Genomic DNA, 26,387 nt, shown 5'->3' with positions numbered 1-26,387 from the left:
GATTGTTCCAACTTGCGCGCAGATTCAAGGCTGAAGTACCGACGACTCGTCGGCCCCTTCGGGGCCGAACCGAGTGCGGCCCGCGCCGACAGGATAATTAGATTTGGAAGATTTTAGGGTTTCGGCGATCTAGATCATGGCCTTTTCGAGGAAGTGCACGCAATCGACAGGGAAGTGCACATCACCGACACCGGAGCGCCCACTTCCGACAAAGCAACAACGCACGATCGAGCGCACCCTGTCCTTTATCATGTTGCAAAGTTCCAGCATCCGAATAGACAGTCGCTACCTCTCCGTATCGTTTTTCTGTAACTGGTGGATGAGGTATAATAACGACAAGAGGGGGAAAGCAGATGGAAGAGGTTTGGCAAGCGGTAGAGGCGTTTCGTAAAGATATGAATAGTGGTGATGTTGAACGGATCAATGCTTGGGTTTCGGACGCTTTTGTTGGGTATTTCGGTTATTACGATGATGTGGCTTATCGCATTTACAACGGTGAGGAATATCGGAGTGATAATATTCAAACCTTTCAATCATATGAAGGGAAACGTGTCGAATTTCGGTATACTGATTTGAAAACTAGCCTAAGAAAGCCGGATGAGCTGATTTTAACTGCAACGATTGATTTTCATTTAGATAGTCAGTTGTTAACGACGGTGCTTGCTGTCGAAGTGTTCAAAAAGGAGCAAGCGGGGTGGATGTTGTACCGTCAACATATGGAGCACTTTGCGTGAACAATTCATACAAAGTTGAGCGTTTAACTGAAACCGATGTGAAAGCGATTCACGCGTTTATCCGTGATTTTGATTGGGACTATAGTGAAAGTGACGTGCGGCAAATTCTCACTACGGGTCATGTGTTTGGGTGTAAGGACGAAAAGGGTGTTCTGTTAGGGTGTGCAGCACTCATTACATATGAAAAAGAAAACATTGCGACGCTCGGTCTTGTGATGGTCGACCCGACGGAGCGAGGGAGAGGCCTGGGACGACAGTTAACTGTCGCTTGTGTGGACGCTGTGCCAGAAAGTGCGTCTACGATATTGATTGCGACAGGGCAAGGGCAACCGCTTTATGAAAAATTAGGATTTGTTCCGGTATCTGAAGTGTCGAGCTACGTATGCCAGGACGTTGGTGTGTGGGGGCGTGTTGACGAACGCAATCATCCGAATATTCGTGCGTATGATGCCGATGACTTCGAAGCGGTAGTGCGTGTTGACGAACGAGCCTTTGGGGACTCACGACATGAATTTCTAAAGAGAAGGATCGCTGCAGCAAAGCGGGCGTTCGTGTGGATCGAAGATGAAAAAGTTGTAGGGTATGGACTGTCGGTAAGTGCGAGAAAAAATGTCATGCTTGGACCGATTGTTTGCCAAAACGTGCGCCAAGTGACAGATATGATTTGTTCCCTCGTTCATGGAGAAACGGGATCTTTTCGAATGGATACACCGCATTTTGAACCTGAACTTGATCACTGGCTACACAACAATCATTTCAAATTGTACGCCACTGCGCAAATGATGGTGAGAAATGGTCTAAGTAGTAAAGAAGAACCGAGCACGCGTTACGCCATTGCGGCGCAAATCTTTGGATAAAGAAGGTTTTGAACATGAAGCAAATTATTGCTCTTGGCGGTGGGGGATTCTCTATGGAGCCTGACAATCCGTTGCTCGATGAGTATATTTTGAACCAGTCGGATAAAGAGAGGCCGAAAATTTGTCTTGTTCCGACGGCAAGTGGGGACTCAGAAGATTATGTTGCCCGGTTTTATGCTGCCTTTGAACGTTTACACTGTGAGCCGTCGCATTTGTCGTTGTTTCGACCGCCGACGAGAGACTTAAGAGCGTGGATTTTAGACAAAGATATTGTCTATGTCGGAGGTGGAAATACGAAAAACTTACTTGCTTTGTGGAGAGAATGGGGCTTTGATAAGATTTTATATGAAGCATGGGAACAAGGAATTGTAATGGCAGGCCTTAGTGCCGGGTCAATCTGCTGGTTTGAACAAGGAGTGACCGATTCTTATGGGGATGGATTAGAGGTTATTGAAGGGCTTGGTTGGTTAGCTGGTAGTCATTGCCCCCATTACGATGGGGAAGAGAAACGTCGGCCGAGTTATCAGAAGTTCATCAACGACCATCAGCTCATCGCCGGTGTCGCCGCTGATGACGGCGTTGCCCTGCATTATACAGATCACACGTTATCAAAAGTAGTTTCTTCTCGACCCGATGCATCCGCTTATCACGTGTCATTAAATGCTGAGAAAAGCATAACACCGATTTTTTTAGGAGAGAAAGGATGAGTGAGTAATGAAAAATAAATATGAAGTCAGCTACGCTGCACCACGTCCAGAACAATACAACGAGTTGCGTCTTGATGGGGGATTGAGCGGAAAGTCAATTGAAGCGGCAGAAATTGGGCTGGAGAATTCACAGTTTGTCGTCTGTCTGTATGATCACGAGGCGTTTATCGGAATGGGCAGGGTGATCGGTGACGGGGCGACGTTTTTCCAAGTTGTCGACATTGTTGTGAAGCCGACTCATCAAGGACAAGGGCTAGCAAAAGTGATCATGACGGAGATTACGAATTATCTTGATGCTCATACATATCCAGGCTCGTATGTGAGTTTAATTGCAGACGGGCGGGCGAGTGACTTGTATGAGCAGTACGGGTTTCAATTTACGGCTCCCCGGTCTCAAGGAATGTACCGAAAATATTAAGGGGCGAATCGATCGACACAAAACAAGTGTAAAATGGCCTGTTTCGCGTCGATTTGTGATACATGTGTATGCACGCTAGTCTCATATTATGCCTCGTTTCCGTCATGTTCATATGGGTCTACTTGAAGTAACTGGGCGGTCATCTCGTGCATGTCCTTACTCTCAGAAGCAAGGGCGTATTCAGCGACGACGATCGCTTCTGCCTGATGCAATTGACGAATGTGCTCGTCCATTTGCATCCAAGTTTTGCCACCAGCGTTATCGTAAGCAGCGAGTACGTCTTGAAGCGCGGAATTACCAAAGAGTTTATAATGCCCAACGAAGTCAATGCTCACATCACCGACACCGGTTTCTGTCCAATCGATCATTCCTGTCACTTGTTTATCCGGGTTAATAAGAAGGTGACCTGGATGAAGGTCCCCGTGTTTCACGCCTGTATGTTCAGGCCATATCGCATCATTGGCGAGCCAAGCTTGCCAATACTCCCACCGTCCAGGATGAATGGAGAAATGTTCTTTCACCGTCATCATTCTTTCTTTCATTGAGCATCTCAGTTGCCCAGTTTCAACAATGGCTACGCCAGTGTTATTTAGTGATCCTGTCGGTACGGCGTGTAGTGCTGCGAGTGATCTTCCTAATGAGTCGGTAAAAGCAGGAGGGATTTGTGCGGTATCAATCTCCCACACATACGCTTGTTTTTCCATATCAATGGTGCCAGCAGGGGTACCGCTTAACTGCTCGTAAGCAATGAGTTCATCTGAAAATATTGACCAAACAGGAACTTGAAACGGGACATGTTCTGAAATAACGTCCAACGCCATTTTCTCTTGCTCGGCGTGTCGCATCGATTCAATTTTTCTCGGTATCCTTAGAATCCAATGACGCCCATGATTGTCATTGGCATGGGCGACCAGAAAATCGACACCAGATTGATTAAGTGTAATTGTTGACGATTCAATGTCTAGGCCCTTGTTTTTTGCTAACGTATAAATCTCATTTTTGTCCATCGCTAACCCCTCATTTTTATAGACGTTCTTATTTGTTTAAAATATCCAAAAGCCGTTTTCTTATTATACAATGGGAATATTCGATGTGGAGGAGATACGATGCGGTTGATCGAACGATTATTATATCCGCGACTCGAGCTAAATGACCAGAAACTTTATGACGAGGTGACGGGAAAAACCATTGTCATTACAGGGGCGAGTTCGGGAATTGGAGAACAACTCGTCAAGGTTCTCGCCAAATCAGATTGCCACCTCATTCTTGCAGCAAGAAGACTAGAACGGTTAGCGTCGCTCCAACAATCATTACATAAAGAACGAGCACACATAGACGTATACGGCGTCGACCTTCGCGAGGAGGTGTCACGGGAGCAGTTTGTTGATTTTGCTCGTAACGTTTCTCCACAAATTGACGTGTTGGTGCACTGTGCGGGGCACTCCATTCGGCGACCGGTTCGAGAATCCACGTCCCGCATGCACGACTTTACGAGGACGATGGCGATCAACTACTTTGCGCCGGTTCACCTGACGCTGTCATTCCTCCCTGAACTTGAGGAGAGTGGGGGCACGTGATTAGTATGTCTACCATTAACGCATGTTTGCCGCCGATGCCTCATTTCTCTGCTTATCAGGCGTCAAAGTCCGCATTCGACGCTTGGCTTAGAAGTGCAGCTGAAGAATTGGAAGGTGTAGGCGTTGCTGTGACAACGATGTATTTGCCACTCGTTCGCACCCCGATGATTGAACCAACGAAAGCGTACGGTAAAGCACTGGCGATGAGTGTTGACCAAGTCGCTGTCCGGGTTGGACGGGCAATCTACAAGCGCCAGACGTTTGTGCGCCCGTGGTGGTTATCCCCACTGCAGTACATCACACTTCATCGCAGGAATTTACGAGATTACTCAGCGGGACGGAGGGGAAACGATGCAGATCGTTAAATTATTTAACGTACTCCGTCATCTCGGAATGCGATCGCCAATAACGATCGTTCATTTAGTCATCACCATGTTTCGTTCAGGATCGAATCTCATGACACTTCTGGAAATCGCCGCAGTAAAGTATAAACATCGCGAGGCGATGACCGATGATGGGCAGACGGTTACGTACAATCAACTGCTCAACCTTTCGAGAAGGAAGTTACGAGCATTAAACGAACGTGTGCGGGACAATGACCGGGTGGCGTTTATGTGTGCCAATCATATCGATTTTGTGGCAACGGTGTTTGCGGTGTCCAGGCTCGGTGCTGATGTCTATTTATTACCATCTCGTTTAAGGGAGCCGGAGTTACAAGATTTGCATGAAAAACAAAGCTTTACCCTTATTGTTCATGACCATACTACGGCGCCAACAATCGCGGGCGTTACAGTTTGGAATTGTGAGAATCAGTTGAACGAAACCGCACCAGGTCGGCCTTCAGTCGGCCGCAAATCAAGTGGACGGTTAGTGTTATTTACAGGTGGGACGACGGGGACGCCGAAGTCAGCTGCTCATTCGCCGTCGCTTTTTCGCTTTCTCGACCCGTTTCTTGATTTCATATCCAAGCTAGAGATTATGAATAGGGAGCGGGCATACGTGGCCACGCCTCTTTATCATGGGTACGGCATTGCGGTGTTGATCCTGTTTCTAATCACAGGTAAACCGCTTTATTTTACGAAGCGATTTGACGCAACAACAGCTGGGAAGCTCATTTCCGATCACCGCGTGGATGTGATGACAGTCGTCCCGATGATCGTTCAGCGTTTACTTGATACGTGTCTCCCAGAGCAGTTAACAACGCTCCGTTGCATGGCTTCTGGTGGGGCAAGACTAGACGATTCAGTCGTTAGAAGAACAGAAAAAAACGCTCGGTATGGTTCTCTACAATTTGTATGGAACTTCAGAAACGGGGCTAAACTTCATGCTACGCCGAAGGATTTACAGGAGTCACCGGGTACAATCGGTCGACCAATCCGCGGTATGCGTGCTGTTGTCATGGATGGTGATAAGCAGCAACCAGTGGGTAGTACGGGTGAGATTCATATTGTAAACACATGGTCTAGTCAATCGTCGACGAGTGGCACGGGTGATGTCGGTTGGTTTGACGAACACGGTCGCTTTTATCTTTTAGGGCGAAAGGATGACCTCGTCATTGTTGGTGGTGTGAACGTATATCCCATTGAGTTGGAACAGGTGTTATTGCAACATGAGGCGATAAAGGCTGCAGCTGTAATTGGGGCTTCAGATGATGAGTATGGAGAGCGCCTCATCGGATTTGTGGAGATGGCTGACCACACAAAGAACACGGTAGATGACGTGCACACGTTTTTGGAAGAACGGTTGCAAACGTCGAAGCGCCCAAGGCAGCTCATTTCAGTGGACGCGCTTCCGTACACAAACGTCGGTAAAATCGATAAAAAAACGTTGGAATCACAATACAAAAGCTCCCGGTTTTCTTAAAAAACCGGGAGCTTTTTTTAGGGTTGTGACCTACACGGGCGATCAGCGTTTCGACATATTATATAAGAGTTTGAATGTAAGGAGGAATAGGATGAAAGATGGTCGGCGCTGGATTGTGCTTTACAACAATGTGATTAATGGTCCGCCTCGTCCCACTTCCCCGCTGTTACCAACCACTCCAACTGTTCCCACAGGCTTAAATAAAGTGTATACGCTTATGCCAACCACAGGAAATGCTTCAGTATTTGCAGGGCATACAGAAACACGTGTTGGAACGCTACCCGCGACCTTTTTATCACGTGCAATTGCCGTAGATCCAGTTCGAAACGTTGTGTACGTCGCCCCAGGGGAAGCGCCCAATATGGTCTCTGTATATTGTGCTGAGACGGAAAAGGTGATCAAGCATATCACGGTTAAATCGCTTTTCCCAAGTCCTGAGGCAATTGCCCTTAACCTCAAGACAAACCGTGTCTATATTGGAACGTTAACGGGACAACTGTTTGTCATTAACGGTCACACGTTTACACAAGAGAAGCTCATCGGGACAGGGCAGCTCCCGTGTCGATTAACAGCATTAGCTGTCAATGCAAAATCGAATGTCGTTTATGTCGTTAGTGGAGGGCAGCTTTCTAATGAACTGAATATCGTAAACGGCACGACGAATGAAGTGATAGGTCCCTTTACTGAAGGGCTCGCCAATCCGAGTGACGTGTTGGTCGATGAACGGACAAATTTTGTGTATGTATCAAATCATGACGGGGGAACGGTCTCAATCTATGATGGCGAGACAATGGAGTTTCTAGATGAAATACTCGTTGGAGGCAGCCCAAAACAAATGGAGTTGGACCTGTGGGTAATGAAGTGTATGTGACGAATGGTGAAGGATACATTACCGTTTTAGATGTAGTCACGAACACAATTGCAAACACGGTGATGACAAAACGTACAATCATAAGTGTTGCACTCAATCCGTATACGAGACGCGCGTATCTGGCACACAAAAACAGTAAATTTGTCGATGTAATCGACATGAATCAACAACAAGTCATTCGTATGTTCCCTCTGGAGACTATGCACTTCGAATCATTGCTTTGCCTTAACGTTTTGCCTGTGGTTGGTCGCATTTGTTCACATGCTCCAGCCCAGGTGGATGCGTCGTTCTCCACGAAGATGAGCATTTGAGATCGGAATTTGTTCATGGTATTATGTTGATAATGATTTTCATTTTCAATGGAAAGGAGAATCTTATGAGCAAAACGACTTTTCTACAGATGGTAAACGCATATACATTTCATTTTGTAACGGCGGTCCATTTAAAAAAGGGACAAGTCAGTAACGAGGACGGTTTTTACATAACGATCGACCGAGATACGTGTAGCGTAACGACGGTAGATCAATTAGGCAGTCGATCTGCTCATTATGTATTGGTTTGTGAAGCGTATGATAAAGATAAACACAATGCATCGATGTTAAAAGTTCCATTGGAAAAAATCAGCCTGACATTTCAAAAGAATGAGCAGTTTGTCCATAAGATTCAGCAATTGATTGCATTGGCTCATATGAAAGAAGTTCATGGATACAGACCCACATACACTTTTTATGAAATTTTATATATCATTTATGGAGAAATAAATGATGGCAATGATGACACATTGTCAAAACGGCTCGACGGGGTTAAACAATACATTGACCAATATTTCTCAACCTCCTTGACGCGAACACAACTTGCGCAAAAAGCTGGTCTAAACCGAGACTATTTTTCGAGAGTATTCAAAGAACGTTATGCACAGAGTCCGATTTCATATTTAAATCATGTTCGTCTCACACATGCGAAACGGCTCTTAGTACAAAACCGAGCAACGATTCGGGAAGTGGCCCTTAAAGTTGGTTATAACGATGAATTCTATTTCAGTCGACAGTTTAAACAACTAACAGGCTACTCTCCAAATCATTATATGAAAACGAGGGATAGAACAACGAAAGTAGCCTCGCTTCATCATCTCGTTACCGGTCACCTTTTAGCGTTGGATTGTTTTCCATATGCGGCAATCATGAACGATTCTTATCCGATTTCGCTCAAAGAAGCCGGTGTACTAGACATCGGTCGGGAACGAGCGGATGTGAATAAAATTTTAGATGCTCAACCTGATGTGATTATACAAAAGGCTTCCATTATGCAAGAGAGCGGCAACCGGCTTGATGTAATGAACAACATTGCTCCGGTTGTTAACTTACCGTATACATCGACGTGGAGAGATCACTTTCAACAAGTGGCTGATATCGTTCATCGGCAAGAGCATGCAAAGCAATGGTTAAAGCAATATGACGAGAAAGCAAAAACCATTCGAGATCGCATCAAACTTCAAATCGGAGAGGGTACGGTCGTTGTTATTGGGGTCGGTGAACAAGGCTACTGCATCTATGGGATGAGAAATATGGGAACCGTGCTCTACGATGACCTTCATATTCAAGCACCGAAAGAAGTCGAAAGAATTGCCCACTTACGACCAGTAGGGTTAGAAGATGTGCTACGAATGGATGCGGATTATATCATTCTTACGTTGTATCGAAGCCATGACCGTTTGCCTGATCAGAATGCGATCGAAAGACAATTGCGAACACTCAAGGAAACCAAGCAATGGCAATTGTTGAAGGCTGTTCAAAACGATCGCATATTCGCGCTTTATGATACGAAGCATTTATACACAAGTTATAATGCCTATTCTCATAACCTTTTTCTCAACAAGTTGGTCGAGTTTTTCGTCACTTAAATCAGAATAATGCAGGGTTAAGTCGCTTTCGTCTATGTTTCTCTCGTTCGTATAGTCATATAATCAGTAATGAGAATCATTATCAACGAAAGTGGAGGAAACTATGAAAAAAACACCATATATCATCTTCGGTGGGACTTACTTCTTGCAGGTTGCGGGGAAGATGAGGGAACTTCTACAGTGAGTACAGAGGCAGAAAGTATGTCTGCGTATGAAGTAGAACATCAACTTGGCGTTGCAGAGTTTGAGGAACCACCAGAGAATGTCGTTACCTTATTTCAAGGTGCGAATGATACAGCGGTTGCACTTGGATATGAGCCTGTAGGCATTGTCGAATCTTGGTTAGAGCAACCTGTATACGAATACTTACGAGATGACTTGAGCGAGAGTACGATTGTTGGTGATGAGATTCAGCCAAACTTAGAAGAAATTGCGGCACTTGAACCTGATGTAATTATCGCAACCCAATCCCGCCATGAAGAGGTATACGAGCAACTCTCAGATATTGCTCCTACGGTTGTGCTAGAAGAGTTGAATGACTTTAAGGCGACGTTAGAAATTATGGGAGAGACGCTCGGGGAAGAAGATCAAGCAAAACAGTTGTTGGATCATTGGGATGAACGTATTGAAGACTTTCAATCGCAAATGGAATCGACGCAAGACGAGTGGCCGATGACACGCTCTGTGATTAACTTTAGGTCAGATTCGTTGCGGCTGTTTGTTGAAGGGTTTCCGGGAAGTGTATTAAGCGATGCAGGATTTGAAATGCCTGACAATCAACAACAGGCGTATGAAAACGATGAAACATTTATTGAGCTTACGAACACGGAAAGCATACCCGAGCTTGAAAGTGACATGTTTTTTGTCTATTTGCAAAGCAACCAGGAAGCAGACGAGTTGGATGAAGCTTGGCAGTTATGGACTGGCCATCCACTTTGGGATGAACTTGAAGCCGTGGATCAAGAACAACTAGAGATGGTCGATGAAGTGATTTGGAGCATGGGTGCAGGTTTTATAGCTGCGAACGAAATGCTTGATGACCTATATGAAATCTTTGAACTTGAAGACGGAGAATAAGGGAAAGTATGCGTGAGTTGCTACGAACGTCGAAGGCGAAAATGCTAGGGCTTTTCGTCTTGATCGTTCTTTTTGTACTTTCCATGTATGCAAGCATACAAGTCGGCCAGCAATATGTCGCCCCTGGGGTGATATTTGAAGCTGTACGTAGCTTCGACGCTACCAATGCGGATCATGTCATTTTGTACCACCGGCTTTCTCGAGCAGCATCCGCTATTTTTATAGGGGTGAGTCTTGCGGTTGCTGGCGCACTTCTCCAAGCATTAACACGGAATCCATTGGCCTCTCCTGGAGTGTTTGGCATCAATGCCGGTGCTTTATTCTTTGTTGTGGCTGCCATTTCGTTTTTCTCCATTCAAGCGTTGCCGGCACTTCTTTGGTTTGCCTTTGCGGGTGCCCTCGCTGCAGCCATTATGGTTTATATTCTTGGAACGGTTGGTAGCCAGATGTATCACCAGTTCGCATCGTACTTGCAGGGACAGCGATCACGGCATTATTCGTTTCATTAACCCAAGGGTTGCTCGTCACCAATGAAGCGAACCTTGATCGCGTTCTTCTTTGGATGGCAGGAACGGTTTCCAATCGATCAATTGACATGCTTCTTCCAATTATGCCGATTGCTTTTATTGCCATTATACTCGCATTTTTAATCGCCAAGCCGATGGACTTGTTGCATACCGGAGATGATATAGCTCGAGGGCTTGGACAACGAGTATGGGTTGTGAAGCTGATGATCATTGTGGTTGCTGTGTTACTCGCTGGTGGTGCTGTAGCTGTGGGAGGCATGATTGGTTTTATAGGATTAATTGTCCCGCATATCGCTCGTTTTCTTGTAGGTCATCGGCACAAGTGGTTGCTCGTCTATTGCATGGTAATTGGTGCAATTCTTATGCTTTGTGCAGACGTTGTTGGCAGAGTAGCCATTCAGCCTAGAGAAATTCCGATCGGTGTCGTTACGGCGCTACTCGGCACACCGTTCTTTATCTATATTGCGAGAAAAGGATTTAAGCAATCATGAAAAAGGTCGTTAACGTACGTTCATCGTCAGGCACACTCTCTTTACAGCTTGAATTGAAGCCATGGCTCATGATGATGTTGTTGTTTTGCTCGATGATTGTCCTGATGACTATTGGGTTAGCGCTTGGTAGCACTTGGGTATCCCCAATTACGATTTTTCAATATGTAATCGGGATGGATGTCGGATCGGCAACGTTCATCATTGAAAGTTTGCGTTTGCCTCGAATGCTCGTTGCCTTGTTTGCCGGAGCGGCTTTAGGGGTATCCGGCTTAATATTGCAAGAAATGGTAAGAAATCCGCTTGCATCACCTGACATTATTGGGATTACAGGCGGAGGTACACTTGCGGCTGTGTTCTTTATCACAACGTTAGGCGGCATCGTGTCTCTGAGTTGGTTACCACTGGCCGCTATGGGTGGTTCAGCAGTCGTTTCACTGTTCATCTACATGCTCGCATGGAAAGATGGCATTTCTCCCATTCGTCTCATTTTAATCGGTATAGGAATTAATGCACTATTGAGTGCATTAACGACACTCATGATTGTGTTCAGCCCACTGAACACGAGTAGTCAGGCATACGTATGGATGACAGGCAGTGTGTACGGCGCTTCGTGGACCGATGTCGGGCAGATGTTTCCTTGGGTTATCGTCTGCATTCCACTCGCTTTGCTTTTGACCCGAGCGATGCACGTCCACCAGCTCGGTGAAGAGGTGGCGACAAGTCTCGGCGCGCGAATGCAAGTGCAGCGGTTCATGATGATTAGTATAAGTGTATTGTTGGCAGGTGTTGCCGTCGCATTTGCAGGTGGCATTAGCTTCGTCGGATTGATGGCACCCCATATTGCAAGGTTGTTGTTTGGCAAGTCCTTTGCCGTTCTTGTGCCCGCGGCTGCATTGATTGGAGGAATGATGGTCTTTAGTGCAGATGTAATTGGTAGAACGGCCTTTTTGCCTTTGGATGTACCGGTGGGTGTATTTGTATCGGCGATTGGTGCACCTTTCTTCCTGTACTTGCTCTATCGGAACCGTCATCAATAATGAGGTGAGAACATGATTCAAACAGAATCCCTGACACTCGGATATCGAGACAACGTGATTATTAATCACTTAAATATCGAAATTCCAAAGGGTAAGATCACAATATTTGTGGGCGCAAATGGGTGTGGTAAATCGACACTATTACGTTCGTTAGCTAGACTATTAAAACCGATGGCAGGAACTGTTCGATTAGCGGAAGATGAACTTCAGCAATTGTCGACGAAAACAATTGCCAAGAAATTGGCCGTTCTACCGCAAAGCGCAAGTAGCCCGGAGGGAATTACCGTTCAACAGCTTGTGAAACAAGGTCGTTATCCTCACCAGAGCTTATTGCAGCAATGGTCTGTTGAAGATGAGCAGGTCGTCAACGAGGCGATGGCCTCAACAGGTGTCAAACACCTTGCAGATCGGACGATTGCATCGCTCTCAGGTGGACAGCGGCAACGAGCGTGGATCGCGATGACTCTCGCACAACGGACGGAGATTCTCCTCCTTGATGAACCGACGACTTTTCTCGATGTTGCCCATCAGATAGAGATTCTTGATCTTTGCCACACGCTAAATGAAATGGAAGGGAAAACGGTCGTCATCGTGTTGCATGACTTGAATCTGGCAGCGAGATATGCTGATCATATGATCGCACTTAAAGATCAAACCGTTTATGCAGAAGGTAAGCCAGAACAAGTTGTGACACCAGAGATGATGAGAGCGGTATTTTCCCTGGAGTGTGAGGTGATTCCTGATCCAGTTACGGGTACGCCGATGACAATTCCGTACGGGAAAAAGGCGATTAGACGTAATGATGTACGTGCACTTGCACGCTGAATTCGAAAGGGTGAGACAAAATGAGTCATACCGTAACCATAGATAACCTGTCTTCATTCGGAATTGAACGATCCACCCAATCGACGGTTGGCTTTCGCATGGACGAAATGCTCGATCCTCAACGTTGTCGTGATTTTCTAACAGAGTATATGGAGAGGATTGAAGCACCGAACATTAAAGTTGCCGCCTCACTCTTTATTAAATATTATGCTCGTGTTTCCGTCGGCTCGTTGCTGTATAGCTTAGGCAACTACCATTGTGCACTTGCGATGCCGCTGAAAGGGTGTGTGTTTAATGGCGACCGAAAAAAGCTGTGTGTCCATGAAAACGAATGTGTATGGCGGATGTGTCATTCAGAGAACCGAGAAGCATGGAGACAAACCGTTTTACAGCAATTTTTTACAGAGCATTTTACCCCTCTCATTCAAGCGTTAACGAAAGTCCGGATTTCTTCAAGGATCCTTTGGGAAAATACAGCGATTCGTATTCATTCGGTGTATAGGAAGTTGTTACAACTTCCTTTGACAGTAGAGGAGAAAATTCTAATCCAATCTGACTTTACTTTTCTAAAAGAAGCAGACGGATCGCTCTTTGGGCTCGCACATAACCCAATGTCCCCTTACTTACGAGAAGAAGCGATTTACGGAACATCGTGTATGCGCAAGACATGCTGCTTATTTCATCGCATCGAAAATAAAAAAGAAGATTTAGAACGGTGTGTGATTTGTCCGTTAGAACGGTAAAGGAAAGCTTTTCATTCAGTTGGTAGTAATAATATGACTCATTCAATAGACCCATTTATTAATGGTTGGAACAGTTATCGGTTTAACTCCCCTGTAATACGGGCATGTTATTCATATGCCTCAAAATAACGGGAGGGAATCTACCATGCTATGGACGATTTTTATCGTTATACTTGTACTTTGGCTACTCGGTTTTATTAGTGGCTTTGGTGAAGGTCTCATACATTTACTTCTGATCGTTGCACTCGTTGTGCTTGTATTCCAATTAATTACCGGTCGAAGGTAGCAAAGAAGAAGGGAGACCTTCTTCTTTATTTGTCTGTGAACAATCTTAAGGAGGACCAGCATGGGAAGATGGGGTGCACTAGTTTTAGGTGTCGTTTTGTTAACCGCTTGTGGAAATGATGTAGAGGAAGCAGCATCTGACAATGATGGGGATCTTGATGAATCGACGGAACCGAGCGTGGAGCAAGAAGCGAATGAGGAAGAAGAGAATCCAAACGAAGAAAACGATGAGTTTGAAGAGAATGGAGAAGATACAGATCTAGCAGTGAAAGAACTCGTAGGAGAAGAGTATGCGTCTGCCACGACGAAAGAGGAGCAGTATGTGCAGGCAGGAACATTTACTGGTGGAGAAATGACAGATGGAAGAGTCGTAGGGAACATCGATTATGGTATTCATGATGAGTATGAACGGCTTGTGTTTGATATATATGAAGGGGTTTATGACGAGATCGAAGATCCCGTAGACATCCCAAATGACTTTGAAGTAACGAAAGAAACGTATCCTTCACGACTCGTGTACACATTAAGTGGAATTCGTGGTCAGCCAGCAGATGTCCCTGATTTATCGAATATGAACTTGTTTTCTCAGATGGAGACCGTACCTTATTTTGATGATGCTTCGATTCAATATGCAGTGTACGTTCAAGAAGCAATTGAATTTGAAATATTTGAAATGCACAATCCAGCGAAGATCGTCACCGATGTGCGACCTATGGAAACAGAAGAAGAATACGCAACTGTTTTCTCACTCCGAACAGCTTCCATACCTGAAGGTGAGACCGTCGAGGACATTCAAAGAGCGGAAACAGACTTTCGGGAGATGGGTGGAGAACAAGTCAGAATTTTGCACGCTGAAGACAGCAGTGTGTTTGTTGAAGAAGGGTACTATGTGACTTTTGAGGAAGCCGAAGAACGTAAGAACGAACTTGAAGACGACGGGTTCGACATGGGATTACACATTGAAGAACGTGGCGTATATGACATGCCGGAAGCGATTCAGTAGGGAGCACCTCAATGATCGGGCTGAGGTTGTAAGGCGCCGCACTTTTCTACGCTGAGGGCTCTGAAAAATAGCGTACGGTCCTTAAATATGAAATCAACAATTATTCAGTTATTCGTTAACAGTAACGGTGTGGGGGTCATCCGCTATGGTAAGGTTTTCTTGAATTTGCTAGCGTTTTCGGCTGAGATCTTACCATTGGTCATTCTATGGTACGTTTTCTCGTTTCTATAGTAGGATTTTTAATAAAACGTTTCAAAAAACAAAGAGAATCTTACCTTAGAATCATCTACGGTAAGATTTTTTTCCTGAATCGTGCCCCAGCAAACGATCCAAGGATAAAGTTGAGTTCTAGGACTACACTCATTATAATGAATAGTAAAATAATTAGAGGTGAGATCGATTTTCCGCGTTCAAAACATACCAGCCTATCGGGTTATCGGCCTTAAACTGGACGTCTTGTTCACAAGCATTGAAGAAATTCCCACGCTTATCGAGCAGTCCATACAAAGAAAGAAGGAGCTTGTGGACATTAAAGAGCCACACGTGAGATACGGGCTCTCTTACCATACGCGACCGGACGGATTCGTATACTATTCAGTGTTTCATGTGAGTGAAGAACAAGAGGTACCTCCAGGATTTGTAGAGTTCGTTATACCAGAAATGACCTATCTCGTAACCGCCCATGAAGGTGGGTCCATTGAAGCCACGTATATGCAGGTGAACGAATGGCTTGAATTTAGTGAGTATGTGCCGTATACAAGCGATGATCAACCGTATTATGATGCATTGCCGATTAAGCATGAGAAGTATGAAACAGATGCCGAGCGGTTTGAGATTCGCATACCCATCATCAATAAGAATTACAAGATAGTGCTTCGATGATTGAGAGAAAAGAGCGGTACGATGGTGTGATTGAAGAGTACACGTGTGTGCCGCTTTTGTTGCGACCTGAACGAGAAGCAGTATTGTACCATCACATCGAGAAGCCTTTTCGTATACAGTCGGATCCGTTCACACTTACCGTTCCTAAAGGTGGGTGTACGTGTGCTTTTTATTGGACCGACCGTCCGTACAACGTGTATGTATTTCGAGATACAAGAAACCGCCTTATCGGCACCTACATCAACATTGTCGGTCAAACTGAAATTACTGAATCCTATGTCTTGTATGAAGATCGCATTATTGATGTTGCGGTTTGTCCGGCTGGCAGGTTGGCTGTGCTTGATGAGGAGGAGCTTCCTGTAGCAATGAATGTTTTCGAGGGCGGGCGTGTCCAGCATGCGCTAAATCGTGTATTAACCGAACTGCCCACACTTGTTCCTGCTGTTATTCGAACATCTGAACAGATGCTAAAAAATATGGCCAAGGGGGAAGACAATGGGTTTGTTTGATTTCTTCAATAAGAATGACGAACAGATGCGAGATGAATGACAGGGGAAGTGAAAAGCTGATGCGGAGGCTACTCTTGATATAACGTTATTGGGTATATCCATTCACGAATTGAAGTGGAAATCATTCAAGTAGCAGGAGAAGAAGGGGCGTACGGGTTTGAGGCAATGCCACTCGAACAAGCCTCTGTGTGAATGATGGCATTTCTTAGGAAGAAACGCTACGGCTATGTGCAGACTTCTATTATAAGCAGAAGGTCGAAGGGTAACGTCATAGGCCGATGGAAAATTTGCTGAATGGAGCAAAGCTTTAGAAAGGATTGAAAGCATCGTGAATGTGCCGATCAACAGTTCAGGAATCGCAGCTGTGCTGCTAAAGAACAACCACGTATTGCTATTAAAAAGAAACGACGCACCCCTTCAAGGCGCGTGGTGCTACATTGGTGGAGGTATAGAGGAAGGAGAGCGGGCGTGGGAAGCGGCTCTTCGTGAAATTGAAGAGGAAACGGGGGTTACAGACGTTTCTCTGTACACGTCCAATACATTTGATCAGTTCTATTCACCGGAGCAAAATGAAATTTATATTGCCCCGGTATTTGTCGGACTTGTGAAAGAGGCAACACCCATTGTTTTAAATGATGAACATAGCGAATACCGGTGGTTAACGATTGAAGCGGCAAAAGAGCAGGCGACAATGCCGGGCAATGATCAGGTGCTCGAGTTTATTGAGAAGCATTTTGTCCAACAGGCCCCTCGAAAACAACTGCATATTGTTACGAGGAGCGAATGAGGTTTCATCAAATCATCGTGACAATGCTTTCAATGAGTAAGTATAGACCGGTTCCGCCGAGTATCACGTATAAGATTCGTTTGAATGTTTTTTGGTCAAGCCAATCAAACAGTTTTTGCCCGGCAAAGATGCCGATCAGTACAACTGGAATGGAATAGAGGATCGTTTCCCAAACGATGCGGTTCGTTCCTAAGAGTGACACGTGGGCAATGAGGCTAAACGTATTGATGAAAAGCGAGAACGCAATCGTTGTTGACCGGACCCGATTCTTCTCAGCGTCACCGCCAGTAAAATAAAGTAACATCGGGGGACCCGACATTCCGATGCTCGTCGTAAACAATCCAGAAAATCCGCCAATGATATAATCTCTATTTTTTGTGGGACGAATGGATACACGTGTGATGAGTAATACGGTGAGCAACAACAACACGACACTAATGCCCAGTTTAAACAGGTCAATGTTCACGGTGACAAATAAGAGGAAGCCAAGCGGCGCGCCGAGAACGCTACCGATAATGATTCGTTTTAACAAAGGCGCATGCAACGACTCGCGAATCTTGCCGATAAGAAATAGAGAAATGAAGATCGTTAAGATGATATTAATTTGAATCGCTTCTTGTGGGGGGAAGATGAGCAGAAGTAGAGGCATAGCCATGATGGAAAACCCAAACCCTGTGCTCGTTTGCAACACCGACGCCACAAAGATTAAACAGATAAAAAAGATGAGCGTCATTGAAAAGGCCTCCCAACGTTCAGTCTACATAAGCCTATCATGACTTTTTCTACTTTAATAGAAACGTTTACGTTTTCGGTAGGCGTCACCTAGTCCTAACTCGTCATTCATGAGCGTCTCCATTTGCGCAAGGTCTTCACGTGTTACATACAAATCGCGCTCTGACCAATCAATCATATACACAAAATAAAATGAGGCAATCGGTCGAAACGTCACCGTCGAGTCAGGAAATCGATCAAAGATCGCCCGAACTTGGCCCTTTCTCCAATACCCATAACTCATAAGTTTCAACACTGTCCACCTCCTGCTATGTATCGTCCCTATTCCCCAATTTTTCAAAGATTAATGATATCATTTGATAAAAAGGAGTGGTATTTCAATGTACACCGATGGAGAGATTACGATTCGGCCGGTTCGTGATGAAGATATGGAACGGCTATGGGAGTTGTTGTATCGCGAGGAGAACCCTGAATGGAAAAAGTGGGACGCACCGTACTTCACGCATCGTACAATGCCTCTTGATAGATTTTTGGAAAAGCGAGACGAGTGGGTCAATTCCGATGACGGTTGGGTCATTGAGGCAAATGGCATTGTCATTGGCACGGTCACGTACTATTATGAGGACGAGATGAAGAATTGGTTGGAAATGGGCATTGGCATTTACGATCCAGAGTGGTGGGGTGGGGGCAGTGGTTCAAAGGCGCTACGTCTCTGGATGGATCACCTCTTTTCGACGCTCCCGCTCGTCCGTGTCGGTCTGACGACTTGGTCTGGGAATGAGCGTATGGTTCGTGTTGCCGAGAAGCTTGGCATGAAGATGGAGGCGCGGATTCGGAACGTTCGGTTTTATAATAATCACTACTATGACTCCATTCGTATGGGGATTTTACGAGAAGAATGGGAGCAGCTTCCATGAGGGAAATCCGGTCTTACTATGAACAGTTTGACGAGTGGGGCAGATTGGACCGCGAACCCGTAGAGTTTCAAGTGAATCTTCACTATATGAGAAAGCACTTGCCGAAATCCGGAACGATTTTGGATAATGGCGCTGGACCTGGGAAGTATGCAATCGCACTTGCGGGCAGTGGTTACACTGTGACGGTGACGGACTTGACGCCCGGGTTGGTCGTACAAGCCGAGCAACACGCAAAGGACGCAGGTGTACATGCGTCGATGGACGGGTTTTATACGAAAGATGCGAGAGATTTGTCTGGCTTTCGGGATGGCAGCTTTGATGCAGCGCTCATGCTTGGGCCTCTCTATCATTTGCAAGAAGAAGCCGATCGGCGGTTAGCGGTTCAAGAATTCGCTCGTGTGACCCGTATCGGAGGGGTGATTTTCGTGGCATTTATGCCGAGAACACGGCACGTATTAAATGCGCTTACCGCCCCGCATAAATGGCCACCACATGATGAATTCGAGGCCATCAAGTCATTTAATGAAACCGGTGTGTTCAACCATGCTGAAAGCGGGCGGTTTACAGGGGCGTACTATTATGACATTGAAAACATTGTTCCGTTTATGGAATCTTTCGGGTTCGAAACGAAAGAATTGATCGGTTCAAATGTAGGGACAATGATGACCGAAGAGCAGTGGGCGTATTGGCGAGCACGGAAAGAAGATCGAGAAGTGACAGAGTGGCTCATTAAAGAAGCAACGAACCCTTACATGCTTGGCAGTTCGTCTCATCTCCTTTATATCGGGCAAAAAGGGAGGGTGTAACGTTGGACAAAGAAGAAGAAATACTCGAAGAAATTCGCGGGCTACGACAAGACCTTGCAGAAGAACGTAAGAAAAAAGGGTTGTCCCCCGTTTTGGCTATTGGTGCAGTGATTCTAGGCTTTACGATCATCGGACCGATCGTCGGCATGTTCATTACCAGCTTTTTTGGGTAGCCACACACGTCCAGGCGCAAGGGCCAAGTGACCCTTGCGCCTGGATACGTTTCTCGTGAGGCGTCGTCGGGCGGGCAGGTTTTCCCTCATTTAAGCCTATTTTCAGCTTCTATGGTGTGATTTTCATGAAAGTAACGATATAAGTTGAACGAAAGAACTTCACTGAATCCGATGACCGAAATCGGTCTTTACAGGCAAACGCCTACCGATTGTCTGGTGAAGTGCATCTCACTTCGATGTCGATCGTTGTTCGTTACTGCAAGGGTTGTTGGAAACACGGAACACGTTTGCTGAATGGTAAAAAGATGTGACCGATGGTCACTACCTGACGCAATCGTGTGATGACCTGGCACTTATGTGACAATCCAGCCTTTAAACCGTGCACTTTCGGCCGTCAACGATCACATATATCTCGATTTGTGACCGTTGACTCCGTTTATGTGCGCATCCACGTTTGAAATGATGATTTTTCTTTCTCAATTGTCACTTAAATGAATATATGGGGCATTTCGGCTTCTTTCCATACCATGACCAGTAGGCAGAAACGTGAACCGTTTCGTCGTTATGCTCTAGAGTGCCAAGAAAACACGGTGGACGTCTTTTGGCCACCGCGCTTGTAGTCTGGACTACATAGTAGACACGGTGGCAGGGGTTCGCCACCGATGTCGCCCTTGTGCTCTGGAGTGCAACCATCCGCCTGTAGTGAAAAGCAACAACAAACTGTGCAATCAGGAAAATGCTAAATTCATCCTATATAGAGCAATAGACTCCTAATATTTCCTAAAAACGCCTGCTGGTTGAGACGAGCGCGGGCGTCAGGAGTGAAAACGATCTAGATCGAAGATTTTAGGGCCAAAGCGCTTGATAGTGCGCGATCTAGATCGTTAAAGTAGTGATCTATATAAGTTGAACGAAAGAAATTTCATCAAGAACCAATGGTAAGCTTGGTAAAGTGAAAACTGTGCTCGAGTTGCGACCGAACTGTTCTCAAGTTGGGGGAAATCGCAGGAAAAGCGGTCTATTCTCATAAACTAGGGAACAGAATGAGTAAACTCGGTAACAGATTACGGGGTCACGTGTACATCCCGGCCCCGAAGTAGCAACAAGCTGTCGGCGCGAGCCACGCCGAACCGAATCCAATTTGGCTTCGGCCGCGCTCAGGCTGACAGGTTGCTCAGTAATGGGCATTGAATCTGCGCGCCAGTTGGGACAAACTGCGCGCAAGTTTGGAGAAATCGGCGCTAAAATCAGAGAAAAGCGCAAACTTGCGCGCAGATGGGAGGAACTTGAGCGCAGAACGGTCGTTCATCTTGCCTGCATGTGTCGCCATCCCCTGCGGCAATGGGTTCAGAGAACCATCCTTTGCATTTCAAACCAAAAACCTAGCAAGACGTCGGCGCGAGCCGCGCCGAACCGAGTTCGATTTGGCTTCGGCCGCGCTCAGGCCGACAGATTACTCGTTTTTGGGCATTGAATCTGTGCCCCAGTTGGAACAAACTGCGTAAAATAGCACCGCGCTCCCCCTCCAACCCAACATCCAACAGTGCAAATCAAGAAAATCTTAAGTTCATCCTATACAGACAAACAGCGAAAATCATTCCATAGACGATGCTGTGGTGCTACTTTCGCTGTTTTTCGGGCAAGACAACTTGGCTTATAAAGGGAGATGGCACACTCTTTCAGACGTTTACGCAAAACTTGAGAAACAAAAGGGAGGCGGTTTGTCACCACCCCTACTCAATGAACCATCTGTTATTCGTCTTGCAGTTCTTCAAAAGAGTCAATATCCATATACGTTGGCACTGCAACACCTGTCACAGCTCCGACCGAGTTCGGGCCGAGGTCTTCAAAATCGCCGTCAAACTCTTCGAAAAGCGGTGTTTGGTTTGGGTACCAAGCGGCAAGTAGCGCATCCGCTGAGTCAGTGGCAAGACCGCCGTACATCATGTTGACTGCAACTTCGTTCAAGTGTGGTGTGTAGCGAGGTCTTCAAGCATTACAGCGGCCATATTCGTCGCTGCTTGTGCGTCTGACCAAGCCTCAAGTACGAATCGAACTTCTTCACCGTCACCTTCGCCAACACCATCAGTCCATTCTTCTACACGTTCAGGGTGGTCTTCAAGCCAAGTGCGTGCCGCATCTTCCGCAGCCATCTCATCAACGTCCATCATTTCCATTACTTCTTGTTGTTCGTCCAATTCAAATTGGAATTGATCTAAAAACTGATGAACGTAGGGAAGATCTTCCTCTAATCCGTTACGCACAAGCGTATGTACATCGTTTTCAACTGTTACGACTTCCTCTGGGTCTTCAAGGAACTTAAGGTCGTAAGCATTAAATTTCCAGTGTGGTTGCCAAGCCGTAATAATGATCGGCTCTTCGTCTTGATATGCAGAATCCAGAGCAGCGACCATTGCGCCTTCCGAACTACTCGTTAACGTCCACTCATCCAACCCATAATGATCAAGTGCTTCCTCGGTTGTGTCCATCATCACTGAACCAGGGTCTATGCCAATAATCTCGTATTCGACTTGCTCGCCAATACTTGCAGACGATTCTTCACTATCTTCATCGGTGTCTCCACAAGCGGTAAGTACCATCGCTGTGCTTGCTGCTGCACACATGATTGCGAATTTCTTCATCCGTCGTTATCCTCCTGTTGTTTTGCGTCTAAAGTCTTTATAAAAGTTATCATGCTATACTAGATTGTACAAATCGACTCGGAGACGATTTCGTTGAGAATTCCGATGATTTCTAGAAATAAGTGAACAAACACACGAGTATTGGCAATCATGCTCATTGAAGCTGATGATTTGCATAATTTGTCGGAATTTCTGTAATTGGTTTTTTGCGCGTGTTGCAATACGTCTACACGCGTCCTAATATGTAATACATCAAATGGTTGAGGAGTAGATGCAGAGCATGCGAGCGTTTTTAAAGAGAAAAGGAATTCGAATATCGTGGCGTACATACATCATTACCGCCTTCAGTTACATGACGCTCGGTCTGTTTTCTACGCTACTTATCGGTCTAATTATTAGTACCGTCGGAGAACAGTTGGAGATCGGTTTTCTCGAAGATATGGGTCAGCTCGCCATGAGCTTATTAGGACCTGCCATCGGTGCCGCCGTTGCCTACGGCCTCGGCGCCCCTCCGCTCGTCATGTTCTCCGCAGTTGTATGCGGGGCAGCAGGGGTTGAGCTCGGTGGACCTGCCGGGGCATTTGTCGCATCACTCATCGCAATCGAGTTCGGAAAGCTCGTATCCAAAGAGACGAAATTTGATATCCTGCTCACCCCATTTGTGACGATTGCCATTGGTTATACCGTTGCCGCCCTCATCGGTCCCCCGATCGATAGTGCCATGCGTGAGTTCGGTGCGGTTGTAAACTGGGCAACAGAACAAGAACCGTTATTTATGAGCATGATTATTGCTGCCCTCATGGGGCTCGCCCTCACCGCCCCCATTTCCAGTGCCGCCATCGCCATCATGATTGATTTGGACGGCCTTGCCGCAGGGGCGGCAACGATCGGCTGTTGCGCGCAAATGATTGGATTTGCCGTGAGTAGCTATCGCGAAAACAAACTCAGTGGCCTCGTATCCATGGGCGTCGGAACCTCGATGCTGCAAGTGCCTAACATCGTCAAAAACCCGTGGATCCTCATTCCGCCGATGTTAGCAGGGATCTTAATCGCCCCTGTTGCCATCGTTCAATTCGGCATGATCAATAACGCCGAAGGCGCAGGTATGGGGACGAGCGGGTTTGTCGGCCAAATTATGACCTTCACATCGATGGGGTTCACCTTCGAAGTGCTCATGCTCATCTTGCTGTTCCACATCACATTGCCTGCCCTCGTGGCACTGCTCCTTTCCGAGTTAATGCGCAAAATGAAACTCATCAAGCCAGGAGATATGAAGCTCGAAGAAGAGTAGAGTGGGCGTTTTGGTGTCGAAAGCGTGCAGTTCGGTGTCGAAAGTGTGCACTTGCATGTCGAAAACGTGCACTTCCCTATCCACAGCGCCCTTATCCCTGTCTTTGCACAGAATAAAACACCGACATTAGTGTGCCGGTGTCGCAGCACCTCGGGGTAGAGGAGAGGTTGTCGAAAATGTGCACTTGCATGTCGATTGTGTGCACGCCCGTGTCGAAAGCGTGCACTTGCACTTCCTTCCCCATGTACCGGCTAGTTTACTGGCAGTTTCACCCACTTATCTGCCGTTTCGAAGTTGAATTTTTTTACGAATCGTCTTGCGGCAAAGCGGTCAGGGAGCTTGAGAAATGCCACGAGTTCATTCAAACGGATGTACGGTGCGAATAACCGAGCATAATCTTCGAGAACGCGAACGGGGGCACTTGCGTCGGGCTTCCCGCACGTCGGACAGTGCCACGTCCGGTGGAAGTAGTGCATTACTACGCGTGAGCAATGGGGACATAGCACTCCGGCATAAAGGTTGGAAGGCTGGATGACGTAGCGTTTAAATGGCTGCAGAACATAAGGTTGGTGGCTACATGTTAAGAGGTGAGCAAGTTGCTCAGCATGTGGGAAAAGGGGTTCGGAAGTAGGCTTAAGGTTGAATAGAAGATCAAGTGACGCCACCGGCCGGAGCACATGCTTGGCAAAAGGGTGGGGCGGTAGAGGATCAAGCATTGCATTTCTGTTCGTCAAAACGGTATAGGCTTCAATTGGTGGATGAGTGATGTTATGTTTTCCAAGACAATGTTCGAGCTGTGATTTTTGCTGAAATGCTTGCCGGACGGGGTCCGCGAAAATATCCGTATGTCCATCTTTTGAGCGAATCAGCTATTGACGATCAAAGTCAAACGACAGCTGACCTGTAATGTTCTTAATTTCGAAGATGATCATGGCATGAGGGTGAATAAGAAGTGTATCAATTTGAAAGAAGTCAGTGGACGAGTTGAGGCGAAGTTGATGGCTGTAACCGTGGGACGAAGTATTCTGCTGCCTGAAGTAGTACTGCATGTGCTGTTCGCCAGCAAAGCCGGCTCGTTCATGAGAAAGGTCTCGTTCAACGAGTGGATAGGCAGGGTGGTGGAAGTTGAAGCGTTCTTCCAGGGCGATGAGGGTTTGAATCGTGGGTGGTGTAATGAGAGGTTTTAAGATCAGTACAATCCCTACTTTCTAAGAAAATAAATCTGCGTGAAAAACGCAGATTTATTAAATTTGCCATGGTCGTGGGTTGTGCTTTGAAGATGAAATCTTTTTTCCTTGAAGCTGTGATGTGTTCGTGACGGTTGGTGTTGTGCCGCGATCAATTTTATTTTTAATGAGTGGGTTCATTGAAAAGGTATTTGGTTTAGTGAACACTCGCTTGGCGGTTTGCTGGCATTGTGGACATGATGATTTCGTTTTGTCGCCTGTAGAAGTTGTGTGTCTTTCTTCAAATTGCCCACACGTTGGCACGAAAAAGAGTAAATCATGGGATCATTCCTTTTGCGGTAAGATGTTCTTATTGAAAATCGCTGTTGGAATTGAGACTGTGCAGCATGCATTTGGAATATCTACAATACCTGCGACACGCCCTTCAACGGGTGCAGTGCCTAGAATCATGTAGGCTTGCTCTGCGGTGTAGCCGACGGTTTTTAGGTATTCAATGGCGTTGAGACATGCATTTTTATAAGCGATATTGACATCAAGGTAGCTTTGTTTACCTGAAGAGTCATCTACACTTACACCTTCAAATGTTAAAAACTCGCTATAGTTTGGATCCATAGGCCCTGGTTGGAAGATGGGGTTTTTTAGGATGCTATATTTATCCATCCCGCCTTTAATAACATCGACATGCAATTCAATCCACCCAGGCATTTCAATACCACCACAAAATGTGATCTCGCCATCGCCTTGCGAAAAGTGAAGGTCTCCGACGGAGAGTTTTGCGCCTTCGACAAATACAGGGAAGTAGATTCGTGAACCGCGAGAAAGATTCTTTATATCACAGTTTCCTCCGTTCTCTCTCGGTGGCACTGTTCGGGCTCCTTCTTTTGCGACGCGGTCAAAATCTTCCCCTTGTAATGTGCCGAGCACGACACTTTCAGGGTTTGGAAGGTTCGCAAGCGGTGGCACGCGGTTAGGATCTTCGTCTACGAGTGCAGATTCTCTGCGGTTCCATTCCGAAAGTAGTTCATGAGAAGGGCTACGCCAATGAGACCGGGGTGAATGATGCCTGCAAACTTCACATCTGGAATGTGCCGACTTGTAGCGTAGATGCCCTCAAAATCCCAAATTGACTTCTGTGCTTCGGGAAAATGATCAACGAGAAAGCTACCGCCATTTTCCTTGGCGAAAATGCCATTGAACCCCCATTCGTGATCTTGAAATGCCCCTACGTTAAGAATGTCGACAACGAGTAAATCCCCTGGTTCTACGCCGTTTACATAGGCGGGGCCACTTAATACGTGCACGCGGTCAAGGTCTACATGCTGAATGTCAGAAGGGTCGTCATTATTTGAAATTTGTCCATCTGTCCAGTCTAAGCACTCCATTCGGAATGATTCGCCTGGGTTAACACTGAATGCGGCTGGAATGTCTGGATGCCAACGGTTGTGGCCTGGAACGGCTTGCTTGTCCATCTTTTTTGATAAGTCAACGCTAAACAATGTTTTTGGCAATCGAATCTCTCCTTTTGAAATGTGAGTATTCTATATTT

At 46.1% G+C, this 26,387-nt stretch carries 30 protein-coding genes and 2 pseudogenes; 25 read left to right on the top strand and 7 right to left on the bottom strand.

Annotated elements, in window-relative coordinates; translation table 11 throughout:
- Nucleotides 1-353: 353 nt before the first annotated feature.
- From JCM19039_RS18065 to JCM19039_RS18050, 4 genes are read left to right on the top strand one after another with little or no spacing between them, the layout of a single operon-like run.
- Nucleotides 354-734 carry a DUF4440 domain-containing protein gene (locus tag JCM19039_RS18065; protein ID WP_042429820.1) on the top strand — a complete coding sequence of 127 codons (381 nt, stop codon included), beginning with the start codon at nucleotides 354-356 and terminating at the stop codon, nucleotides 732-734.
- Entirely contained in the window at nucleotides 695-1,591 is an 897-nt protein-coding gene (locus JCM19039_RS18060) for a GNAT family N-acetyltransferase (protein WP_081834605.1), read from the top strand. The genes JCM19039_RS18065 and JCM19039_RS18060 overlap by 40 nt, the downstream gene beginning before the upstream one ends.
- 14 nt (nucleotides 1,592-1,605) lie before the next feature.
- Nucleotides 1,606-2,298, top strand: coding sequence for a peptidase E (locus JCM19039_RS18055; RefSeq protein WP_042429812.1), 693 nt, complete (start codon nucleotides 1,606-1,608; stop codon nucleotides 2,296-2,298).
- A 7-nt stretch (nucleotides 2,299-2,305) separates the two neighbouring features.
- Nucleotides 2,306-2,716, top strand: a complete 411-nt coding sequence (locus JCM19039_RS18050; protein ID WP_042429809.1) for a GNAT family N-acetyltransferase — start codon at nucleotides 2,306-2,308, stop codon at nucleotides 2,714-2,716.
- Between the two features lie 86 nt (nucleotides 2,717-2,802).
- Here the strand turns inward: JCM19039_RS18050 and JCM19039_RS18045 are convergent, their stop codons facing one another.
- A complete protein-coding gene (locus JCM19039_RS18045; protein WP_042429806.1) occupies nucleotides 2,803-3,723 on the bottom strand; it encodes a macrolide 2'-phosphotransferase in 921 nt (306 codons plus the stop codon).
- A 99-nt stretch (nucleotides 3,724-3,822) separates the two neighbouring features.
- Here JCM19039_RS18045 and JCM19039_RS28190 point away from each other — a divergent pair.
- The 16 genes and pseudogenes from JCM19039_RS28190 to JCM19039_RS17975 all read left to right on the top strand — a co-directional run bounded on the left by JCM19039_RS28190 (nucleotide 3,823) and on the right by JCM19039_RS17975 (nucleotide 17,093).
- Nucleotides 3,823-4,658, top strand: a pseudogene (locus JCM19039_RS28190) (SDR family NAD(P)-dependent oxidoreductase).
- Complete coding sequence (locus JCM19039_RS18035) at nucleotides 4,645-6,156, top strand: class I adenylate-forming enzyme family protein (protein ID WP_052398922.1); 1,512 nt, start codon at nucleotides 4,645-4,647, stop codon at nucleotides 6,154-6,156. Before JCM19039_RS28190 ends, JCM19039_RS18035 begins: the two are co-directional and overlap by 14 nt.
- Nucleotides 6,157-6,247: 91 nt before the next feature.
- On the top strand, nucleotides 6,248-7,027 hold the full coding sequence (locus tag JCM19039_RS18030) for a YncE family protein (protein ID WP_042429803.1): 780 nt from the start codon (nucleotides 6,248-6,250) through the stop codon (nucleotides 7,025-7,027).
- The gene (locus tag JCM19039_RS18025) at nucleotides 7,006-7,338 is read left to right on the top strand and encodes a YncE family protein (protein ID WP_042429800.1); all 333 of its coding nucleotides are present in this window, start codon (nucleotides 7,006-7,008) and stop codon (nucleotides 7,336-7,338) included. Before JCM19039_RS18030 ends, JCM19039_RS18025 begins: the two co-directional genes overlap by 22 nt.
- Before the next feature lie 65 nt (nucleotides 7,339-7,403).
- Nucleotides 7,404-8,927, top strand: coding sequence for a helix-turn-helix domain-containing protein (locus JCM19039_RS18020; protein ID WP_193744285.1), 1,524 nt, complete (start codon nucleotides 7,404-7,406; stop codon nucleotides 8,925-8,927).
- Nucleotides 8,928-9,128: 201 nt separating this feature from the next.
- Nucleotides 9,129-10,004 (top strand): ABC transporter substrate-binding protein, encoded by an 876-nt coding sequence (locus tag JCM19039_RS18015; RefSeq protein ID WP_238545129.1) that lies wholly within the window; start codon nucleotides 9,129-9,131, stop codon nucleotides 10,002-10,004.
- A gap of 8 nt (nucleotides 10,005-10,012) precedes the next feature.
- Nucleotides 10,013-10,513, top strand: coding sequence for an iron chelate uptake ABC transporter family permease subunit (locus JCM19039_RS27525; RefSeq protein ID WP_307190292.1), 501 nt, complete (start codon nucleotides 10,013-10,015; stop codon nucleotides 10,511-10,513).
- Nucleotides 10,468-11,022 carry an iron ABC transporter permease gene (locus JCM19039_RS27520; RefSeq protein WP_307190293.1) on the top strand — a complete coding sequence of 185 codons (555 nt, stop codon included), beginning with the start codon at nucleotides 10,468-10,470 and terminating at the stop codon, nucleotides 11,020-11,022. The genes JCM19039_RS27525 and JCM19039_RS27520 overlap by 46 nt, the downstream gene beginning before the upstream one ends.
- Nucleotides 11,019-12,059 (top strand): iron ABC transporter permease, encoded by a 1,041-nt coding sequence (locus JCM19039_RS18005; RefSeq protein ID WP_042429797.1) that lies wholly within the window; start codon nucleotides 11,019-11,021, stop codon nucleotides 12,057-12,059. Before JCM19039_RS27520 ends, JCM19039_RS18005 begins: the two co-directional genes overlap by 4 nt.
- 12 nt (nucleotides 12,060-12,071) lie before the next feature.
- A complete protein-coding gene (locus JCM19039_RS18000; protein ID WP_042429794.1) occupies nucleotides 12,072-12,884 on the top strand; it encodes an ABC transporter ATP-binding protein in 813 nt (270 codons plus the stop codon).
- A gap of 20 nt (nucleotides 12,885-12,904) precedes the next feature.
- On the top strand, nucleotides 12,905-13,627 hold the full coding sequence (locus JCM19039_RS17995; RefSeq protein ID WP_042429791.1) for an IucA/IucC family C-terminal-domain containing protein: 723 nt from the start codon (nucleotides 12,905-12,907) through the stop codon (nucleotides 13,625-13,627).
- Between the two features lie 145 nt (nucleotides 13,628-13,772).
- Nucleotides 13,773-13,913 carry a lmo0937 family membrane protein gene (locus tag JCM19039_RS23975; RefSeq protein WP_152550267.1) on the top strand — a complete coding sequence of 47 codons (141 nt, stop codon included), beginning with the start codon at nucleotides 13,773-13,775 and terminating at the stop codon, nucleotides 13,911-13,913.
- A gap of 60 nt (nucleotides 13,914-13,973) precedes the next feature.
- Nucleotides 13,974-14,915: a hypothetical protein gene (locus JCM19039_RS17990; RefSeq protein WP_042429788.1), complete on the top strand. Its 942-nt coding sequence runs from the start codon at nucleotides 13,974-13,976 to the stop codon at nucleotides 14,913-14,915.
- A 390-nt stretch (nucleotides 14,916-15,305) separates the two neighbouring features.
- On the top strand, nucleotides 15,306-15,797 hold the full coding sequence (locus JCM19039_RS17985) for a GyrI-like domain-containing protein (RefSeq protein ID WP_042429785.1): 492 nt from the start codon (nucleotides 15,306-15,308) through the stop codon (nucleotides 15,795-15,797).
- The gene (locus JCM19039_RS17980) at nucleotides 15,794-16,306 is read left to right on the top strand and encodes a DUF402 domain-containing protein (RefSeq protein WP_042429781.1); all 513 of its coding nucleotides are present in this window, start codon (nucleotides 15,794-15,796) and stop codon (nucleotides 16,304-16,306) included. Before JCM19039_RS17985 ends, JCM19039_RS17980 begins: the two co-directional genes overlap by 4 nt.
- Nucleotides 16,307-16,634: 328 nt before the next feature.
- Nucleotides 16,635-17,093, top strand: a complete 459-nt coding sequence (locus JCM19039_RS17975) for an NUDIX pyrophosphatase (RefSeq protein ID WP_238545128.1) — start codon at nucleotides 16,635-16,637, stop codon at nucleotides 17,091-17,093.
- A 7-nt stretch (nucleotides 17,094-17,100) separates the two neighbouring features.
- Here JCM19039_RS17975 and JCM19039_RS17970 read toward each other — a convergent pair whose 3' ends face one another.
- Nucleotides 17,101-17,826, bottom strand: coding sequence for a sulfite exporter TauE/SafE family protein (locus JCM19039_RS17970; RefSeq protein WP_042429777.1), 726 nt, complete (start codon nucleotides 17,824-17,826; stop codon nucleotides 17,101-17,103).
- Nucleotides 17,827-17,880: 54 nt separating this feature from the next.
- Nucleotides 17,881-18,120 carry a hypothetical protein gene (locus JCM19039_RS17965; protein ID WP_238545127.1) on the bottom strand — a complete coding sequence of 80 codons (240 nt, stop codon included), beginning with the start codon at nucleotides 18,118-18,120 and terminating at the stop codon, nucleotides 17,881-17,883.
- Nucleotides 18,121-18,205: 85 nt separating this feature from the next.
- On the opposite strand from JCM19039_RS17965, the gene JCM19039_RS17960 reads away from it, so the two are divergent.
- Genes JCM19039_RS17960 through JCM19039_RS24585 form a run of 3 tightly spaced genes read left to right on the top strand, consistent with a single transcriptional unit; the run spans nucleotide 18,206 to nucleotide 19,721 of the window.
- On the top strand, nucleotides 18,206-18,742 hold the full coding sequence (locus tag JCM19039_RS17960) for a GNAT family N-acetyltransferase (protein WP_042429774.1): 537 nt from the start codon (nucleotides 18,206-18,208) through the stop codon (nucleotides 18,740-18,742).
- A complete protein-coding gene (locus tag JCM19039_RS17955) occupies nucleotides 18,739-19,548 on the top strand; it encodes a bifunctional 2-polyprenyl-6-hydroxyphenol methylase/3-demethylubiquinol 3-O-methyltransferase UbiG (RefSeq protein ID WP_042429772.1) in 810 nt (269 codons plus the stop codon). Before JCM19039_RS17960 ends, JCM19039_RS17955 begins: the two co-directional genes overlap by 4 nt.
- Nucleotides 19,549-19,550: 2 nt before the next feature.
- Nucleotides 19,551-19,721, top strand: a complete 171-nt coding sequence (locus tag JCM19039_RS24585) for a hypothetical protein (protein WP_193744284.1) — start codon at nucleotides 19,551-19,553, stop codon at nucleotides 19,719-19,721.
- Nucleotides 19,722-21,473: 1,752 nt separating this feature from the next.
- Here JCM19039_RS24585 and JCM19039_RS22545 read toward each other — a convergent pair.
- Together JCM19039_RS22545 and JCM19039_RS17945 are read right to left on the bottom strand one after the other, a co-directional pair.
- Nucleotides 21,474-21,668, bottom strand: coding sequence for a glycine betaine ABC transporter substrate-binding protein (locus JCM19039_RS22545; protein WP_152550266.1), 195 nt, complete (start codon nucleotides 21,666-21,668; stop codon nucleotides 21,474-21,476).
- A gap of 17 nt (nucleotides 21,669-21,685) precedes the next feature.
- Complete coding sequence (locus JCM19039_RS17945; protein ID WP_052398917.1) at nucleotides 21,686-22,363, bottom strand: glycine betaine ABC transporter substrate-binding protein; 678 nt, start codon at nucleotides 22,361-22,363, stop codon at nucleotides 21,686-21,688.
- A gap of 280 nt (nucleotides 22,364-22,643) precedes the next feature.
- Between JCM19039_RS17945 and JCM19039_RS17940 the strand changes: the two genes are divergently transcribed.
- Nucleotides 22,644-23,654, top strand: coding sequence for a PTS transporter subunit IIC (locus tag JCM19039_RS17940; protein ID WP_042429766.1), 1,011 nt, complete (start codon nucleotides 22,644-22,646; stop codon nucleotides 23,652-23,654).
- A gap of 869 nt (nucleotides 23,655-24,523) precedes the next feature.
- On the opposite strand, the gene JCM19039_RS28185 is transcribed toward JCM19039_RS17940, so the two are convergent.
- Entirely contained in the window at nucleotides 24,524-24,703 is a 180-nt protein-coding gene (locus tag JCM19039_RS28185; protein WP_081834602.1) for a nuclease-related domain-containing protein, read from the bottom strand.
- On the opposite strand from JCM19039_RS28185, the gene JCM19039_RS24580 reads away from it, so the two are divergent.
- The gene (locus JCM19039_RS24580) at nucleotides 24,617-24,841 is read left to right on the top strand and encodes a hypothetical protein (protein WP_193744286.1); all 225 of its coding nucleotides are present in this window, start codon (nucleotides 24,617-24,619) and stop codon (nucleotides 24,839-24,841) included. The genes JCM19039_RS28185 and JCM19039_RS24580 overlap by 87 nt on opposite strands.
- 324 nt (nucleotides 24,842-25,165) lie before the next feature.
- Here the strand turns inward: JCM19039_RS24580 and fmdA are convergent.
- A pseudogene (gene fmdA / locus JCM19039_RS17925) lies at nucleotides 25,166-26,349 on the bottom strand (formamidase).
- Nucleotides 26,350-26,387: the final 38 nt, after the last annotated feature.

It is taken from the genome of Geomicrobium sp. JCM 19039 (genome assembly GCF_000698145.1).
In the GTDB taxonomy this organism is placed as follows: domain Bacteria; phylum Bacillota; class Bacilli; order Bacillales; family Marinococcaceae; genus Geomicrobium_A.
Note: the sequence above shows the minus strand (reverse complement) of the source record. Positions and strands in the feature narration are given on the sequence as shown.

Bases quoted from the DNA above. Each gene is read 5' to 3' on its own strand.
- JCM19039_RS18035 (WP_052398922.1), top strand. From the start codon at position 4,645: ATGCAGATCGTTAAATTATTTAACGTACTCCGTCATCTCGGAATGCGA.
- JCM19039_RS17940 (WP_042429766.1), top strand. From the start codon at position 22,644: ATGCGAGCGTTTTTAAAGAGAAAAGGAATTCGAATATCGTGGCGTACA.
- JCM19039_RS27525 (WP_307190292.1), top strand. From the start codon at position 10,013: ATGCGTGAGTTGCTACGAACGTCGAAGGCGAAAATGCTAGGGCTTTTC.
- JCM19039_RS18000 (WP_042429794.1), top strand. From the start codon at position 12,072: ATGATTCAAACAGAATCCCTGACACTCGGATATCGAGACAACGTGATT.
- JCM19039_RS17990 (WP_042429788.1), top strand. From the start codon at position 13,974: ATGGGAAGATGGGGTGCACTAGTTTTAGGTGTCGTTTTGTTAACCGCT.
- JCM19039_RS23975 (WP_152550267.1), top strand. From the start codon at position 13,773: ATGCTATGGACGATTTTTATCGTTATACTTGTACTTTGGCTACTCGGT.
- JCM19039_RS18020 (WP_193744285.1), top strand. From the start codon at position 7,404: ATGAGCAAAACGACTTTTCTACAGATGGTAAACGCATATACATTTCAT.
- JCM19039_RS17945 (WP_052398917.1), bottom strand. From the start codon at position 22,363: ATGAAGAAATTCGCAATCATGTGTGCAGCAGCAAGCACAGCGATGGTA.
- JCM19039_RS18065 (WP_042429820.1), top strand. From the start codon at position 354: ATGGAAGAGGTTTGGCAAGCGGTAGAGGCGTTTCGTAAAGATATGAAT.
- JCM19039_RS17970 (WP_042429777.1), bottom strand. From the start codon at position 17,826: ATGACGCTCATCTTTTTTATCTGTTTAATCTTTGTGGCGTCGGTGTTG.
- JCM19039_RS18030 (WP_042429803.1), top strand. From the start codon at position 6,248: ATGAAAGATGGTCGGCGCTGGATTGTGCTTTACAACAATGTGATTAAT.
- JCM19039_RS18055 (WP_042429812.1), top strand. From the start codon at position 1,606: ATGAAGCAAATTATTGCTCTTGGCGGTGGGGGATTCTCTATGGAGCCT.
- JCM19039_RS18050 (WP_042429809.1), top strand. From the start codon at position 2,306: ATGAAAAATAAATATGAAGTCAGCTACGCTGCACCACGTCCAGAACAA.
- JCM19039_RS28185 (WP_081834602.1), bottom strand. From the start codon at position 24,703: ATGCAGTACTACTTCAGGCAGCAGAATACTTCGTCCCACGGTTACAGC.
- JCM19039_RS18045 (WP_042429806.1), bottom strand. From the start codon at position 3,723: ATGGACAAAAATGAGATTTATACGTTAGCAAAAAACAAGGGCCTAGAC.
- JCM19039_RS17955 (WP_042429772.1), top strand. From the start codon at position 18,739: ATGAGGGAAATCCGGTCTTACTATGAACAGTTTGACGAGTGGGGCAGA.
- JCM19039_RS18015 (WP_238545129.1), top strand. From the start codon at position 9,129: ATGTCTGCGTATGAAGTAGAACATCAACTTGGCGTTGCAGAGTTTGAG.
- JCM19039_RS17960 (WP_042429774.1), top strand. From the start codon at position 18,206: ATGTACACCGATGGAGAGATTACGATTCGGCCGGTTCGTGATGAAGAT.
- JCM19039_RS17980 (WP_042429781.1), top strand. From the start codon at position 15,794: ATGATTGAGAGAAAAGAGCGGTACGATGGTGTGATTGAAGAGTACACG.
- JCM19039_RS17995 (WP_042429791.1), top strand. From the start codon at position 12,905: ATGAGTCATACCGTAACCATAGATAACCTGTCTTCATTCGGAATTGAA.
- JCM19039_RS22545 (WP_152550266.1), bottom strand. From the start codon at position 21,668: ATGATGTACGGCGGTCTTGCCACTGACTCAGCGGATGCGCTACTTGCC.
- JCM19039_RS18005 (WP_042429797.1), top strand. From the start codon at position 11,019: ATGAAAAAGGTCGTTAACGTACGTTCATCGTCAGGCACACTCTCTTTA.